This window comes from Nitrosomonas sp. Nm58 (assembly GCF_900107335.1).
GTDB lineage: Bacteria > Pseudomonadota > Gammaproteobacteria > Burkholderiales > Nitrosomonadaceae > Nitrosomonas.
On the sequence record NZ_FNPQ01000004.1, the window covers coordinates 53,055 to 67,636 of the forward strand.

15 protein-coding genes and 1 other RNA gene are annotated in these 14,582 nt (G+C 46.0%); 13 read left to right on the plus strand and 3 right to left on the minus strand.

All coding sequences use genetic code 11. From position 1 onward, the window contains the following. Positions 1-136: 136 nt before the first annotated feature. The 5 genes from BLW34_RS03150 (at position 137) to BLW34_RS03170 (ending at position 4,101) form a co-directional block, all read left to right on the plus strand. Entirely contained in the window at positions 137-598 is a 462-nt protein-coding gene (locus BLW34_RS03150; RefSeq protein WP_090575497.1) for a Kazal-type serine protease inhibitor family protein, read from the plus strand. 211 nt (positions 599-809) lie between these two features. Beyond that, a complete protein-coding gene (locus BLW34_RS03155; RefSeq protein WP_090575645.1) occupies positions 810-1,583 on the plus strand; it encodes a Kazal-type serine protease inhibitor domain protein in 774 nt (257 codons plus the stop codon). Positions 1,584-1,759: 176 nt separating this feature from the next. Beyond that, positions 1,760-2,236, plus strand: coding sequence for a hypothetical protein (locus BLW34_RS03160; protein WP_090575500.1), 477 nt, complete (start codon positions 1,760-1,762; stop codon positions 2,234-2,236). Positions 2,237-2,362: 126 nt separating this feature from the next. After that, complete coding sequence (locus BLW34_RS03165) at positions 2,363-2,578, plus strand: hypothetical protein (RefSeq protein ID WP_090541212.1); 216 nt, start codon at positions 2,363-2,365, stop codon at positions 2,576-2,578. 32 nt (positions 2,579-2,610) lie between these two features. Continuing rightward, a complete protein-coding gene (locus BLW34_RS03170) occupies positions 2,611-4,101 on the plus strand; it encodes a tyrosinase family protein (protein ID WP_090575503.1) in 1,491 nt (496 codons plus the stop codon). Positions 4,102-4,125: 24 nt separating this feature from the next. Here the strand turns inward: BLW34_RS03170 and BLW34_RS16015 are convergent, their stop codons facing one another. Together BLW34_RS16015 and BLW34_RS03175 are read right to left on the minus strand one after the other, a co-directional pair. Beyond that, positions 4,126-4,293 carry a hypothetical protein gene (locus BLW34_RS16015; protein ID WP_177165942.1) on the minus strand — a complete coding sequence of 56 codons (168 nt, stop codon included), beginning with the start codon at positions 4,291-4,293 and terminating at the stop codon, positions 4,126-4,128. A 266-nt stretch (positions 4,294-4,559) separates the two neighbouring features. Next, the gene (locus BLW34_RS03175) at positions 4,560-6,230 is read right to left on the minus strand and encodes a cyclic peptide export ABC transporter (protein WP_090575506.1); all 1,671 of its coding nucleotides are present in this window, start codon (positions 6,228-6,230) and stop codon (positions 4,560-4,562) included. A 352-nt stretch (positions 6,231-6,582) separates the two neighbouring features. Here BLW34_RS03175 and BLW34_RS03180 point away from each other — a divergent pair, with 352 nt between their 5' ends. The 6 genes from BLW34_RS03180 (at position 6,583) to rluB (ending at position 12,412) form a co-directional block, all read left to right on the plus strand. Next, positions 6,583-7,635, plus strand: coding sequence for a GNAT family N-acetyltransferase (locus tag BLW34_RS03180; protein ID WP_177165943.1), 1,053 nt, complete (start codon positions 6,583-6,585; stop codon positions 7,633-7,635). Between the two features lie 10 nt (positions 7,636-7,645). Beyond that, entirely contained in the window at positions 7,646-8,956 is a 1,311-nt protein-coding gene (locus BLW34_RS03185) for a lysine N(6)-hydroxylase/L-ornithine N(5)-oxygenase family protein (protein WP_090575509.1), read from the plus strand. Between the two features lie 388 nt (positions 8,957-9,344). Then, positions 9,345-9,443, plus strand: an RNA gene (ffs, locus tag BLW34_RS03190) — signal recognition particle sRNA small type. A gap of 56 nt (positions 9,444-9,499) precedes the next feature. Then, on the plus strand, positions 9,500-11,101 hold the full coding sequence (dnaX, locus tag BLW34_RS03195) for a DNA polymerase III subunit gamma/tau (RefSeq protein WP_090575511.1): 1,602 nt from the start codon (positions 9,500-9,502) through the stop codon (positions 11,099-11,101). Positions 11,102-11,117: 16 nt separating this feature from the next. Further along, a complete protein-coding gene (locus tag BLW34_RS03200; protein ID WP_176754286.1) occupies positions 11,118-11,441 on the plus strand; it encodes a YbaB/EbfC family nucleoid-associated protein in 324 nt (107 codons plus the stop codon). Between the two features lie 158 nt (positions 11,442-11,599). Further along, positions 11,600-12,412 carry a 23S rRNA pseudouridine(2605) synthase RluB gene (gene rluB / locus BLW34_RS03205; protein ID WP_371263906.1) on the plus strand — a complete coding sequence of 271 codons (813 nt, stop codon included), beginning with the start codon at positions 11,600-11,602 and terminating at the stop codon, positions 12,410-12,412. On the opposite strand, the gene prmB is transcribed toward rluB, so the two are convergent. After that, entirely contained in the window at positions 12,404-13,330 is a 927-nt protein-coding gene (gene prmB, locus BLW34_RS03210) for a 50S ribosomal protein L3 N(5)-glutamine methyltransferase (protein ID WP_090575516.1), read from the minus strand. The two genes, rluB and prmB, sit on opposite strands and share 9 nt — an antisense overlap. A 99-nt stretch (positions 13,331-13,429) precedes the next feature. On the opposite strand from prmB, the gene tadA reads away from it, so the two are divergent. Further along, complete coding sequence (gene tadA / locus BLW34_RS03215; protein WP_090575518.1) at positions 13,430-13,900, plus strand: tRNA adenosine(34) deaminase TadA; 471 nt, start codon at positions 13,430-13,432, stop codon at positions 13,898-13,900. Next, the gene (locus tag BLW34_RS03220; RefSeq protein WP_090575521.1) at positions 13,897-14,376 is read left to right on the plus strand and encodes a L,D-transpeptidase; all 480 of its coding nucleotides are present in this window, start codon (positions 13,897-13,899) and stop codon (positions 14,374-14,376) included. The genes tadA and BLW34_RS03220 overlap by 4 nt, the downstream gene beginning before the upstream one ends. The last annotated feature ends 206 nt before the right edge of the window (positions 14,377-14,582 follow it).

Below are 14,582 nucleotides of genomic sequence, written 5' to 3' on the forward strand. Positions count from 1 at the left end.
AATTAAGGTTTTTGCTTATTTTAATTTTCTTCAAGAAAGAGTAACTTCTGGGGTGGTGGATTTAAGTTGAAAGCGCTGATCAAGCAAATAACTTGATAAATCAGCAATCTATTTATTAAGAAGGAGGTTAAATATCATGAATGCACTTACCGCGTTGTTAGTTGCTTTTTCTATTTCCTCTGTGCTGGTAGGTTGCAAAGATAGCAAGCCACCACAAACCCCTGAACCTTCAGAAATGGTATGTGGCACGATCCAGGGATTGACATGTCCTGATGAGCAATACTGCGATCTTGGAATCGGTCAATGCAAAGTCGCTGATGCACAAGGTGTTTGCAAGACTAAACCCACGATTTGCACAAGGGAATTCAATCCAGTCTGTGGTTGCGACGGCAAGACCTATGGTAATGCATGTGAGGCAGCTGCAGCAGGGGTTTCCATTGATCACACGGGTGAATGTAAGCCAGCAGAGCCTCAAGCGTGTGGTGGCATTGCGGCAATCAAATGTCCGGAAGACCAGACTTGCATTGATGATCCGAGTGATAGCTGCGACCCCACTCAAGGAGGAGCAGACTGCCCAGGGATATGCACAACCCAGTAGGACCCGATGGGAGATGTTTGAATTTGTTTGCGTGATTAATCGCATCATTATGATTTGTTGAAGTACAAAAAATATTTTGTAGTTAACGCGAAGGGCTGCTCTGTTTTTCAAGTTGAACGAGATGAAGTGGCCTGCCTTAGCCCCGCGTGGATGCGATGCAGCCAAGAAAACGCTTTCCATTGAGGGCGCAAAATTAAGTGAGGTGACTGTTATGAAACAACTCAATACGATCAAGTTTTTCTCCATTTTGCTTGGACTATGGTGCGGGTTCGGCTTTATCGGCATCCAGCGAATCGCTCAGGCAGAAACAGCGAAATACCCAGAAACCATCAAAACTGAGTATCAATATGCCGCAAAAGTCGCTTGCTCGATGTTGCTGGCGCACCAGGATGGCACCTTGGCGAGAGGCACTTACCGCACAATCGTCAATATTCACAACCCTACCAATAAGAAAATTACCATTGCAGCCAAGGTGGCGCTTGCAACACAGCTTGGCTCCGAGCCAGGTCCCTTCGATATTACGCCTTTCAAGGGCATTGTTCTCCAGCCAGACGGGGCGGTTGGAGTAAACTGCTTTGACATTGCAGGCTACTTTTGTCCGATTGATGGTGTTTGTGTGGATTTCGCCTTCCTGGAAGGATTTCTGGTTGTGAAAAGCCCTGTTCCACTGGATGTTGTGAGCGTATATACCGCTCGGCATACCGACGGGGAGGTTGAATCCATAGATGTTGAAACAATTGAGCCGCGAAAAGCGCATGATACCGTTAAGCTGGGGCCAACAGAGCTCACCAAACCGGGGGAAGGAAAACGCATTGATTATCCGCCCAAGGGAAGCTCTGCTTACTATGATCAGAAACCAAAACAAATGTGTGGAGGAATTGCCGGTTTTCCATGTCCTGAAGGCATGAAGTGTGTGGATGATCCTTCAGATGATTGCGACCCTGCTAAAGGTGATGCTGATTGTGCAGGTATCTGTGTGAAATAACCGCAAGTAAGCGTAAAAATAGTTGCTGCAAGGAATGCAGCAGCGGGGTGGTTCCTGTTTTGTTGAGTTAAGCACTTAATTGGAGGATTTGTACAAATTGCTGTGAGTGTGCATGCTGTTGATAGCAAGGAGTGCAATCATTGCACACTCACAGCGCGTTCTCGAGGAAAGGCGTCATGAAACCAATTGCTGTGATTCTCATGGGCATGGCGATTCTTGTCGAGATGAGCTCCACCGCAATGTCACAGGAACCTTTCGATTTAAAAAATATGACTTGCCACATTACATCAGCAGATACAAATGGTTGCACAGGAATACCCACGCTTCATTCCGGGGTGCTGGCTATTTCGAAAGAGGGTGCTTTTAAACTGAAGGCTCACTACGAGGGATGTTTCATGGTTGAGAAGGTTACAAAATCGGGGAGATATCAGGTATCCCGTTTTAAGAAAACGATGAGCCTTGAGCTCCTGACTACAAAGACAACGGGGATGGCAGATACGGCATCAGATTTTCCGAGAACGCTTGGGTTTGCCAATTTAAATTATGACAGGCTGGATGGATACTTTATTGACATATCTACCGTGATTCGTGAGCGTGGACGTCATACAGAAAATATCATTACCTCGAAACTGCAATGCGAGGTGGATGAATAGGACAGCAAATGGCTACCCCTTTACTGGTTTGTCAAAATATTGTAGCGGGTAACACAGTAGAAACTCTTTTTTATACAAAGGCAAAGGGCGGATCAATTTTTCATCACTCAAAAGGGAGTTCACAGTATGGCGCATCATAAAGAAATGTTTGAAGGCTGCGATATTGAAATAAAAGACGATATCAATCTGTCGATTAACGGAAAGGAAATTCATTACGAGCATGATGAGGCAAAAAATAAGTGGTCTTCGAAATATCTACCCTATACCCAATATGATTCGTTATTGGAACTGGCAAGAGCAATTGCTCAGCACACTGTTGAGTTTTCCAACGTAAAAAAATAGTCTAAACAGACTGAGAGAAGGAGGAAATTCTCATGGCTATCAGAAAAGATGCAAATACCCTGACGGTTGCTGAACGGGCAGAATTCGTTGCCGCCATCGTGGCTTTGAAAGCCGAAGGCATTTATGACCAATTTGTTCTCAGGCATGCAAATGCCATCATGAGCGCCATTCATCGGGCTCCTGCCTTCTTGCCCTGGCACCGCCGTTTTATTTTTGATCTCGAGCTGGAACTGCAGCGCGTCTCAGGCAATCCCAATCTCGGGATACCCTATTGGAACTGGCCGTCGGGAGGAGCGAATGCCTCCATGTGGAATGATGACTTGCTTGGAGGAGATGGAGATGCCGGTGGAGTCGTCCGGACCGGACCATTCCGGGCCGGTCAATGGACAGTCGTCAATTCCAGCGGATTACCAGCTGGCCCGCTTATGCGAGCATTTGGTCAAAATGGCCTGCCAACCTTACCCACTCAAGCGGAAATCAATCAAGTCATGGCTGTCACGCCGTACGATGTGCCTCCATGGAACATGAACAGCAATCCAAGTTTCCGTAATCAACTTGAAGGCTGGGTGGGTTCTAATCTCCACAACCGTGGTCATGTCTGGGTTGGCGGCTCCATGCTGCCAATGACCTCTCCGAATGATCCGGTATTCTTCATGCATCATTGTATGGTCGATAAGATCTGGCATGAGTGGCAATTACGCTTTCCGAATCAAGGCTACCTGCCAACAAGCGGCGGTCCTTTTGGACAGAACTTGACCGATCCAATGAATAACACCCCTTCAGGGCGGATCGGTTCGCGCCCGATTGATGTTCTTGACAGTAATGCTCTGGGTATTATCTATGACGGTGCCGCCCCTCAGCCTCAACCACAGATACCGCTCATTGTTGTCGGAGCCAATCCAACGTCGGCTGATATCGGAACACCAGGAGAAATTGACGTATTCCGGTTTGAAGTCCCGTCCTTCGGTCCGCATACGATGTACACTACTGGGCCATCCGATACTTTCATGACCCTCTTTGGCCCCAATGATCCGAATATCGAAGTAACCTCGGATGATGATGCAGGCGAAAATCTTAATTCACAAATCTCGCGGAATCTTTCGGCAGGAACCTACTATCTGCGCATTCGTCTTTATAGTGCGAGCGCAGCAGGAAATTATGCGGTTGGTGTGCGCGCTGCTGGTACCAGTCCCACTCCCACCCCAATCCCCATCCCTGATCTCGTTGTAGATGGCGCAAGCATCAATGCGGCCATTTCTGCAGCAAATGAAAGCGATGTGTACCGATTTAATATAACAACTGAAGATACCTATACTATTCAGACGAGCGGGACTACGGATACCTTTATGAGTTTGCATGGACCAAATAGCCAGATACCGGAAATTGCTAGCAATGACGATGAGGGAGTTTCCTTCAATGCCCGGATTCGCCGCCAGCTCCCGCCTGGTGAGTATTTCGTCCGTATAAGGCACTACTCGCCTTTCGGGACAGGACCCTATTCCATCCACGTCACTCGGGGATGATGCTGAAACTGGCAGGCTAGCCGGTTATTTAACCAGGACGCGGGATGATGGCGGGACAATTGGCTCATCCCGCGCCAAGTCGATATCAGCAGTTATTAGTGCGAAGTGGGAGTGGGGAGATGCTGCCAATCGCTCATCAGCACCTGCGACTAACAATCCTTTAACGCTACGCCATCGATACCATAGCCTCATGGAATGTTTTCATTTCTTTTCTGGGCTTTTTGCAATGGCACGCTGAAGAATGATCCTGATATCAGCTGATATCGCAGAGTCGGTGGGGTTTTCTATAATATCAGGCAACACTATTCGCTGTTATTATGGCCGGCGTGGCTGTATTCACTTTAGCTCGAATATTTCATAAATTCGTGTGATGATCACGCAAGATTTTGATTAATAGGGAAGTTTTGAGAAGGAGTGGTGTGGTGATTCATACACCCGACTGAGCAAAATCTTTCTTATTAATCAAAAGACAAGTGAGGGCACATGTCAATTTGTGAAATATTCGGGTTAGTCTCTGGCGATTTTACAGGGTCAAAGAGTAACCGGCCATTTTCCATGCGGATGAGACGATCGGCTAAATGAAAATAACGGTCATCGTGCGAAATGACCAGGATTGCCTTACCCATCGCGCGCAATTCGGGAAGTAACTCATAATAGAAGATCTCTTTAAAGGTTGGATCCTGGTCCGCTGCCCATTCATCAAATACCAGGAAGGGGCGGTTTTCCAGGTAAGCGACCACTAAAGCCAGACGTTTGCGTTGTCCTTGCGATAAGGTCAGTGTGGTAAAGGCGCCATTCTGGACTTTTACTTTGTTTTGCAGATGGAGTTTGGCTAAAAGCTGGTTTCCTTTTTCATCGAGATCCTTGCCATGCCCTGTTTCAAGCAATCGGTCAAAAAGATGGAAATCAGAAAAAATGGTCGTAAAAAACTGTCTATAGTCATCACGATTGGTATCATTGATGATGACGCCATTGAGCGTGATGTTGCCTTCTTCCGGGGGATAGAGTCCCACAAGCAATTTTGCTAATGTGGTTTTACCACTGCCATTGCCCCCAATCAGGAAAGTGATTTCTCCGGGATGGAACTGCAAGTCAACTGGCCCCAGCGTAAACATTTCATCTTTTTGCTCATGATAGTAGCGGTGTAACACGCCCTGTAACACGATAGATTGCAGCGGAGGTAGCTCGGCTTTCTCTGTTTGAGATTCGGAAGAGGACATCAAGCGCGTAATCTCATCGATCCGGTCAGCTGATACTTGTGCAAGGTTAGCGCGAGGGATATTCAATAGCAGCGCCTCGAGCGGCCCTACCATATAAACGAAAACCAATGCATAGCCTGTCATGATCAATGCCCGGTCAGGCACGTCGCCGACTAGCAGGAACAGCACCATGCCAATGAATGCGTAAATCAAGAAATTACCCCAACTTGCCGAGGCTACGAAAACAGACATACCAAAGGTTCGTTCTTTACGTACTTTCTCGATAGATTGTTTGAGCACATCATCGTAAAAAGTGGTACGTTTATCCCGGTTAAGGCGTAACTCCTTGGCGCCGTCAGTAAGTGAGCGGAAATAGGTAAATAGATTATCCTGCTCCTGGGCGGCAATATCCAGATGCCGGATAGCGCGCAGATGGGCAAGATGATATCCCAGTGAACCGAAACCGATGACGAGGATTGCGAGCAGGAAAACTTGCCATGATAGCAACGCCATGTAAACCAGACAGCCGGCAACGACCACGGCATTGGTGAGAATAACTGGAAAACTCACAAAAAATTCGGCCACCCGGGTGCAGTGCTCGGAAAGGGCGGACTGGATGCGTGCAGCGCCAAGTTGTTCGAGTTGCCGGTAATCGGCCACAATCACTCTTTGCGCGATAAAGCTGCGTAACTCAGAATGGGCGCGTTGTCCTAAGCGTTCGAATAAAATCGCCGCCATCATATAACTGAGCATGACACACAGCGCCGTTCCCGCAAAAATGAGCGCCATCTCTTCGCGATCAGATTCTGTCGCTGTCAGCGCTGAACTGATTTGTGCAAGCAGCAGAACGCTGCAAATACCATGCAATATGCTGGCAAACGATGCGCTCAAAAGCAGCGGCTTGGATTGTTTAATAAGATACTTCAGCATGGTTTACCTATTTAAAATGTATATCAAGAGAGACGAATAGCAAGAATAAATATTTACTCTGCTGGAGTAATGCCTTCAGTATTCCTCAATGGCTGAGCTATCCCTCCGGCCACTTCTTCTGATAGGGAATTAAATACTGTTTATCAACGACATAGCCATATTTCATTTTCTTGTCTATGGTCAGCAGATAATCAGAAAAAATTTTATGGAGAATAAAATTTATAAATAACAATACTTCTCATTCGTCTTCAATCAGTGAGATAAGGGTAATACCAAAATCAAAATTTTTTGGGGACATATGAATCTATATCGATTAAATGATCAATCTTGTGAGTCATTAGTGGAGCAGTCGATGCTCCCAGTGAGCTTATTATCTTACCCAGAGCAAACTCGCTATCTTGTCATCTATGAAGGCAGAATGTTAAAGGTACAGGATGTTGAAAATGAAAAGACAACGATTTGGCATTTATACCAGCAATCTGATCAGCTAATGCTGGAATGGGTCGATTCCTATTCAGAACAACCTGAAGTGACCGAATTCCTGGCAGCAGTGGAAGCTTCATTTGTCAACTATCCCCACCAGAAGAAATTGTACTTGTCTGCACCAACCAAACAGCTTGCCGGGTTATTCGATTCAGGCGCTCTGGTTAAAACGGAAGATGGCCGATACGTAGTCTATGTGGAGCTTTTCTGGCAGCAATCCAGAGTATGGCTTTCTTCATCCCGATATCAAGCGTACCCAATTTATTCTACCTTCAGCCATGGGCGACGTCACCCGCTGCGGCCGCCCAAGCCTAATGGTATCGTTTATCAGCGTTATATCACGTGGTTGGACCGTACCTTGGCACTTCGGACAGTTGATGCTGATGCCGATCTCGGTTGTTTCAATCGCTGGATGAATGATCCCGTGGTAGCAGAGTTCTGGCAAGAAACGGGCGATCTTTCCAAGCATCGCACCTACCTAGAAGGTATCCGGGCTGACCCGCATGTGATTAACCTCATCGGTTGTCTGGATGACGAACCATTTGGCTATTTCGAAATATATTGGGCCAAGGAGGATCGGATTGCGCCTTACTACGATGTGTATGATTTTGATCGTGGCTGGCATGTATTGATTGGAGAGCCCCATTTGCGTGGTAAACCTTTCGTGACCGCCTGGTTACCCTCAATTTCCCATTATTTATTTCTTGATGATGACAGAACTCAGCGTATCGTCATTGAACCCCGCGCTGACAATCACAAAATGATCCGGAATCTTGCGCAATGCGGTTATGCCCATCTCAAGGAATTCGATTTTCCACATAAACGCGCCATGCTCGGCATGTTGCTACGAGAGCGCTTTTTTGCTGAACAACTCTGGGTGCCGCGCAATACGATGCCACCCCATTCTGTCTCTTTATCCTGAGGATTTCGTCATGAAAATTTATGATTTGATCGGCATTGGCTTTGGTCCCTCCAATATTGCACTCGCCATTACGCTCGAAGAAAAAAAACAAGCTGGCTACGGCGTCGAGTCATTTTTTATTGAGAGGCAGCCCAGTTTTGCCTGGCACGTAAACATGATGTTGGATAACGCGCATATGCAAGTTTCTTTTCTCAAGGATCTGGCCACAATGCGCAATCCATCGAGTCATTTCACGTTTATCAATTATCTTCACCAAAAGAACCGGCTGCAGGATTTTATCAACCTCAAGACTTTCTTTCCGAGTCGTCATGAGTTCAATGATTATCTGGCATGGGCGGCAGCGCATTTCGATCATTGCTGTGCTTATGGCGAAGAGGTGATCGAGGTGCTGCCAGAGAAACGTGGTGATGAGATTGTGCTGCTGCGCATACGTTCACGTGATCGTGAACAAGTCATTCATGAGCGACTGGCCCGCAATCTGGTGATCAGTATCGGTGGCCAACCGAGAATTCCAGATTGCTTTTCGTCATTGAGAGGAGATTCGCGTGTGTTCCACTCAAACAGCTATCTCAAGGAGATTCAACAGCATGCTCATGCAAGCAAGATTGCGGTAGTAGGGGGTGGGCAAAGTGCAGCAGAAATTTTTATGGATTTGCATCATCGCTCTCATACGACTGAGGTCGATTTGATTATGCGTGCGCGTTCCATCAAGCCATCAGATGACAGCCCTTTCGTCAATGAGATTTTCAATACTGATTTCACGGATTATGTTTTCAATAGCTCTGATCAGCAGCGGACTGAAATCCTCAATGAATTCTGGCATACCAACTATGCTGCACCGGATCTGGTTTTGATCGAGCAAATCTTTAATGTGTTTTATCAGCAAAAAGTTTCCGGTATCGAGCGACATCGTTTTCTGCGGCGCCATGAAGTCAGGAAAGCAATCTCTCGGCCCGACGGCATTCAGTTTGTCTTGCATGATCTGAATACAAATTGTGAGCGAACGATAACCTATGATGCGGTGGTTCTTGCGACGGGCTATAACCGTGATCACCACAAATCTTTATTAGCGCCGCTTACTCCTTATTTCAATAATTTAACTGTGGATCGTCAATATCGATTATGCAGTACACCCCATTTCAAGCCAGCAGTTTTTCTTCAAGGTACCTGTGAATCAAGTCATGGTTTGAGCGATACCTTGTTGTCAGTGGCGGCGGTACGTACGAGCGAAATAACCCAGGCGCTCATGAGCTTACCCAATCAAACGACCGCCGTGCAAGCAAAGCGCGCGATATCTTCCGCGCTTGTTTATTCTAGATAGAATTTCTCTTAACTTCGGTTATTGATTCAATCATACAGATCTTTACAAGCTACCACGGAAGAACGATCGATCTACAGAATGCGATTCTTTTTATAAATTTCAACTTCTTTTTTAGATGTTGCAAAAAAAACCGCACAATCCCGATGCGAACTGGTGTAAGATTGCGGCTAAATCCAGCTCCTGTAATCACTGGATACGGGCTTGGTTATTCGGGAGCTGATTCCAGGATTTTTCGAGTCCTTTGCGGATCTAGCAAAGGACTTTTTAATGAGATCATTGGCACCAGAAGTAATGAATAGATATGCGCTTCTGAGTAGTTTGAAAGAGTTTTGACCGAGTAATGGTTATTTACGAATCAGCAACGCAGATTGATGTAAAATTGTCTTATGGCGGGCCTCCCCGCATTGCAGGGTAGTGAACCTGGTCAGATCCGGAAGGAAGCAGCCACAGCTATTTTTTGCAAGTGCCGGGGGTTCGGCTCGCCACCCTAACAGATAGGTTATTGATAATCATCTGCTCTTTTTCCTTCATTTGACAAATATCGTGTCCCAAACACAAGTTCTTGCTCGGAAATGGCGCCCAAGAAACTTTTCTGAGTTGACTGGGCAAGACCATATCGTTAAAGCAATCACCCATTCACTTGAGCAGAATCGGTTGCATCATGCATACTTGTTTACGGGCACACGCGGTGTCGGTAAAACAACGATTGCCAGAATCCTGGCTAAAGCACTGAATTGTGAAACTGGCGTGACATCCACGCCTTGTGGAGAATGTCCGGCTTGCGTAGCTATTGATAAAGGAAGCTTTGTTGATCTGGTTGAACTGGACGCAGCATCCAATACCCAAGTTGACAGCATGCGCGAGCTTCTGGAGAGCGCATGCTATGCCCCTACTGCTGCCCGCTATAAGGTGTATCTGATTGATGAAGTGCACATGCTTTCCAGAGCGGCTTTTAATGCCATGCTCAAAACTCTGGAAGAGCCTCCTGAACATGTCAAATTCATACTGGCGACTACTGATCCACAGAAGATTCCTATCACCGTGCTCTCGCGTTGCCTTCAGTTCAATTTGAAGCAGATTCCTCCCCCTTTGATTGCAGCACATTTAGAGAACATATTGTCTCAAGAGCAGGTTACATCGGATGTTGCGTCCTTGCGATTATTGGCAAGAGCTGCACAAGGTAGCATGCGAGATGCGCTGAGTTTACTCGACCAAGCAATTGCATATGGTAATGGTGTTGTTGAAGAAGCTGATGTACGTGCCATGCTGGGTGTAATAGATCAGGAATATCTTTATGATTTGCTTGAAGCGTTAGCTGAAAAAGATGGCGCGAAGATATTATTGATTGCTGATGAGATGGAGGTGCGCAGTTTATCGTTTGATACTGCTTTACAAGATCTGGCAACCATACTTCATCGTCTTGCATTAGCACAAATCGCGCCCCAGGCGATTGATGAGACATTGCCTGAACGTGAGCGAATATTTGCCTTGGCTAAGCGTTTTACCTCCGAAGATGTTCAATTGTTTTACCAGATCGCACTCCATGGGCGCAGTGATTTGAATCTGGCGCCGGATGAATATGCTGGCTTCACGATGACATTGATGCGGATGCTGGCATTTATACCCGACCAGATGTTTCCAGGGGAGATTTCTAAGAATTCTGGAGAGAATGGAAATAGCGCACGGGAATCGGTTCAAGTGATGAATCAGGCTAAAGATAACAGTCGATCAATACAGAAAAAAGAGAGCGAAGCTTCTAGTTCTCCCAATAAAGACTGGCTGGCAGCCGTAAATCAATTGAAACTGAATGGTATGGCGAAGATGCTGGCGCAACATTGCGAGGCGAGGCACTTCTCGGCTGATCAGGTTGAATTGTGTGTGCCAGAAATACACAAATATTTGTTAGAAAAAACTTATCAGGATAAGTTAAAAGCTGCGTTAGAGCACTACTTTGAGAAACCTGTTAAAGTCGTATTTTCGATAGGCAGTATTACCGGTATGACGTCAGCAGTCATGCAGGATCGTGAAAAACAGGCAAAACAGTCTGAAACGATTGCGGCAATTGAAGCCGATCCTTTTGTAAGAGAATTGGTAGAAAATTTTGATGCAAAACTAATCGTTTCTTCGATTAAACCGATTGAATAATGGAGACAAAATAATGATGAAAGCTAATTTAGGCAATTTGATGAAGCAGGCGCAGCAGATGCAGGAGAATATGAAAGCCATGCAAGAGCAGCTGGCGACGATAGAAGTGGAGGGTCAGTCAGGAGCAGGTATGGTCAAAGTTGTGATGACCTGTCGCTATGATGTCAAGCGTATCAATATCGATAATAGCTTGATGGGTGATGACAAAGAAATGCTGGAAGATTTGATTGCTGCGGCAGTTAATGATGCTGTGCGTCGAGTGGAGGCAACCACACAGGAAAAAATGGCTGGTCTGACCGGTGGACTGGGTTTGCCCCCAGGGATGAAACTGCCTTTCTGAATAACGGATCAATGGTATCGAATTAAGTATAGGATTATTTATTCTGTTTATCAGTATTCAGTACCTTCTCAAATTATCCTCGTTGTGAAGTAAAGTAAATGCGCATCAAGCGACCACTCAATCCAAGAAATTCAAAGAAAAAGCAGACTCTGGCACCGATGAGTAACCGTGTTTCCGCCAAACCTGATTTAATGGTTACCCACAAGCTCCATAAGTTGCTGGCGCAAAGCGGTCTGGGTTCCCGGCGTGAGATGGAAGACCTGATTGCCTCAGGTCAGGTCAGTATCAATGGAAAGATCGCGAAATTGGGAGATCGGGTAGGGTCCAGAGATCTGGTGCGTGTAAATAAACGGATTATACGGATCAACACCAACGAGCGTTTACCACGCGTGATCCTCTATCATAAACCGGAAGGTGAAATTGTGAGTCGCCATGATCCCGAGAAGCGTCCATCTGTTTTTGATAAATTGCCGCAATTGAAATCATCGCGGTGGATTGCTATTGGTAGATTAGATTTCAATACCAGTGGATTACTGATATTTACCACAAGCGGTGTTTTGGCAAACCGGCTGATGCACCCACGTTTTCAAGTCGAACGTGAATATGCGGTCAGAATTGTTGGCCGCCTGACCCCGGAACAAAAAAGCCAATTATTGACAGGTGTTGAACTGGAAGATGGTCTGGCAAAATTCAGTGATTTGTCAGAACAGGGAGGGGAGGGTACCAACCGTTGGTATCACGTAATATTAAAAGAGGGCAGGAATCGGGAAGTGAGACGTATTTTTGAAGCAGTGGGCTTAGTGGTCAGTCGATTAATTCGTGTACGATTCGGCCCGATTAATCTATCTCCCAGATTGAAGCGCGGCATGTGGCACGAACTGGATGAGAGTGAAATCAGGTACTTGCTGGAGTTGGTTAACGGTGTCCCGTCTTCTGGTGCTATAGCAAGAAAAAACAGTAAGTTAAATTAGATCGCTGCGCTTCAACATGAAAACAAATTGATCGCCTGCGCTTGTTTCCAGCCAGGTAAAAGGCATACGTGGGAAGGATTGTTCAAGGGCATCGCGATTATGGCCAATTTCTACGATCAATAGGCCTTCTTCAGTCAGATAATTGGCAGTTTCGTTGAGTATTGTACGTGTTATGGTCAATCCATCCGAACCGCCTGAGAGTGCAATGTGTGGTTCATGGCGAAACTCTTCAGGGAGTGCTGCCATCGATTCGGCATTGACATAGGGCGGATTACTAATGATCACATCATAGCGTTTTCCAGTTAATTCGCTAAATAGATCGGAGTGAATAGGGTTGATAGTATGCGATAGGGCATAACCAGTTATATTTTTATGAGCGACTTCCAATGCTTCAGTTGAAATATCAACTGCATCAATGTTTGCATGCTCAAACGCATGAGCCAGTAATACAGCCAGACAGCCAGAACCCGTACACAGATCCAATGCAGAATGGATGTCGTCAGGATGCTTGATCCAGGGTGCCAATCGAGTTTGCAATAATTCAGCGATAAACGATCGAGGGATGATAACGCGTTTGTCGACGTAAAAACTGAAGTCACCTAACCAGGCTTCATTCGTCAGATAAGCTGCTGGGATCTTTTCGGCTACGCGCTGTTCAATGTAATGAAATATCTGATCGCGTTCAGGCTGGGTGAGGTGTGCGTCCAGGAATAGATCTAATTGGTCTGGCGCAAGATGCAGTGCATGTAAAATTAGATGAGCGGCTTCATCGTAAGCCGTGGGAAATCCCTGGCCAAAAAACAAGCCGGCTTGGTTAAAATAGCTTACGGCAAAACGCAACAGATCGCGCAGTGTGCGCAGCTCATTCCTGGCGTAGTCGGTAACTGGAATTCTGGGTTCTTGGGAAGGAGTCACCATATCTGGCAATAGAAGAATATTTGCATGCGATACGAATGTAGCATAAAAGATAGGTTGATGCTCAAATTATTCGATTAACCCATCTTATGAACAATATCCATGAATGACGAATATTTTATGCGGGTAGCACTTGACCTTGCGTTCAAGGCGCAGGAGCTGGGAGAAGTGCCAGTGGGTGCTGTCATCGTTAGAAAGGGTGAAATCATAGGCCGTGGCTACAATCGTTCCATCGTGGCGATGGACCCGACGGCGCATGCAGAGGTAACTGCACTGCGTGATGCAGCTCAAAATTTACACAATTATCGTCTACTGGATTGTACGTTGTTCGTAACCCTTGAGCCTTGCACCATGTGTATCGGCGCCCTTTTCCATGCTAGGATCAAGCGCCTTGTGTATGCCGCTGCAGATCCCAAAACAGGTGTTTGTGGCAGCGTATTAAATTTACCGGCGGAGACAAGGCTTAATCATCATCTAGAAGTCACCGGCGGTGTGCTGGCCCATGAGGCAAGTGGGCTATTAAAACAATTTTTTATCAGAAAGCGAAATCCTGACAAGATCGTTTTATTATGAAAATCCATATCAGTATCGACCGGCAGCAACTCGATTTGTTGAATGATGAAAATACAGTTATCAGCAGCTATTTGATATCTTCAGCCAGAAAAGGTGTCGGTCAGCAGCGGGGTAGTTTTTGTACGCCATTGGGAATGCATATTATCCGTGCCAAAATTGGAGAGAATCAACCGATTAATGCCGTCTTCGTCAAGCGTCGCCCGACTGGAGAAATCTATACGCCCGAGCTGGCTAGCCGCTATCCTGGTCGGGACTGGATTTTGACGCGCATCATGTGGTTATCAGGATGTGAGATCGGATTTAATCGACTGGGTCTGGTTGATACCATGCGTCGTTATATCTATATCCATGGCAGTCCCGATAGCGCAGAGATGGGTAAGCCTGGCTCGATCGGTTGTATCCGCATGCATAATGACGATTTACTGGATTTATTTGGCCGGGTAGCGGTGGGAACACCTATTGAGATTAATCCTTGAGCATGTTCTTCTTTATCTTTGCTGTGATTGCCGTGGTTTAAAAAGGCAATCCTGACTTGAGTTCTCCTTATTCCAATTCTCGATAGAAACGTAAATATATTTAATACGTAACTCTCTGTATTTAAGAAGTTATACTAATATAATTGTTCCTCTTTCTATTGAGAATTGGAATGAAATATGATTTTGGCGGAGAGAGCTTTAATCTC

What these genes read in the sequence shown, in the direction of transcription:
- BLW34_RS03150 (WP_090575497.1), top strand. Translation starts at nt 137, where the DNA reads ATGAATGCACTTACCGCGTTGTTAGTTGCTTTTTCTATTTCCTCTGTG.
- BLW34_RS03155 (WP_090575645.1), top strand. Translation starts at nt 810, where the DNA reads ATGAAACAACTCAATACGATCAAGTTTTTCTCCATTTTGCTTGGACTA.
- BLW34_RS03160 (WP_090575500.1), top strand. Translation starts at nt 1,760, where the DNA reads ATGAAACCAATTGCTGTGATTCTCATGGGCATGGCGATTCTTGTCGAG.
- BLW34_RS03165 (WP_090541212.1), top strand. Translation starts at nt 2,363, where the DNA reads ATGGCGCATCATAAAGAAATGTTTGAAGGCTGCGATATTGAAATAAAA.
- BLW34_RS03170 (WP_090575503.1), top strand. Translation starts at nt 2,611, where the DNA reads ATGGCTATCAGAAAAGATGCAAATACCCTGACGGTTGCTGAACGGGCA.
- BLW34_RS16015 (WP_177165942.1), bottom strand. Translation starts at nt 4,293, where the DNA reads ATGAGGCTATGGTATCGATGGCGTAGCGTTAAAGGATTGTTAGTCGCA.
- BLW34_RS03175 (WP_090575506.1), bottom strand. Translation starts at nt 6,230, where the DNA reads ATGCTGAAGTATCTTATTAAACAATCCAAGCCGCTGCTTTTGAGCGCA.
- BLW34_RS03180 (WP_177165943.1), top strand. Translation starts at nt 6,583, where the DNA reads ATGCTCCCAGTGAGCTTATTATCTTACCCAGAGCAAACTCGCTATCTT.
- BLW34_RS03185 (WP_090575509.1), top strand. Translation starts at nt 7,646, where the DNA reads ATGAAAATTTATGATTTGATCGGCATTGGCTTTGGTCCCTCCAATATT.
- BLW34_RS03200 (WP_176754286.1), top strand. Translation starts at nt 11,118, where the DNA reads ATGAAAGCTAATTTAGGCAATTTGATGAAGCAGGCGCAGCAGATGCAG.
- rluB (WP_371263906.1), top strand. Translation starts at nt 11,600, where the DNA reads ATGAGTAACCGTGTTTCCGCCAAACCTGATTTAATGGTTACCCACAAG.
- prmB (WP_090575516.1), bottom strand. Translation starts at nt 13,330, where the DNA reads ATGGTGACTCCTTCCCAAGAACCCAGAATTCCAGTTACCGACTACGCC.
- tadA (WP_090575518.1), top strand. Translation starts at nt 13,430, where the DNA reads ATGAATGACGAATATTTTATGCGGGTAGCACTTGACCTTGCGTTCAAG.
- BLW34_RS03220 (WP_090575521.1), top strand. Translation starts at nt 13,897, where the DNA reads ATGAAAATCCATATCAGTATCGACCGGCAGCAACTCGATTTGTTGAAT.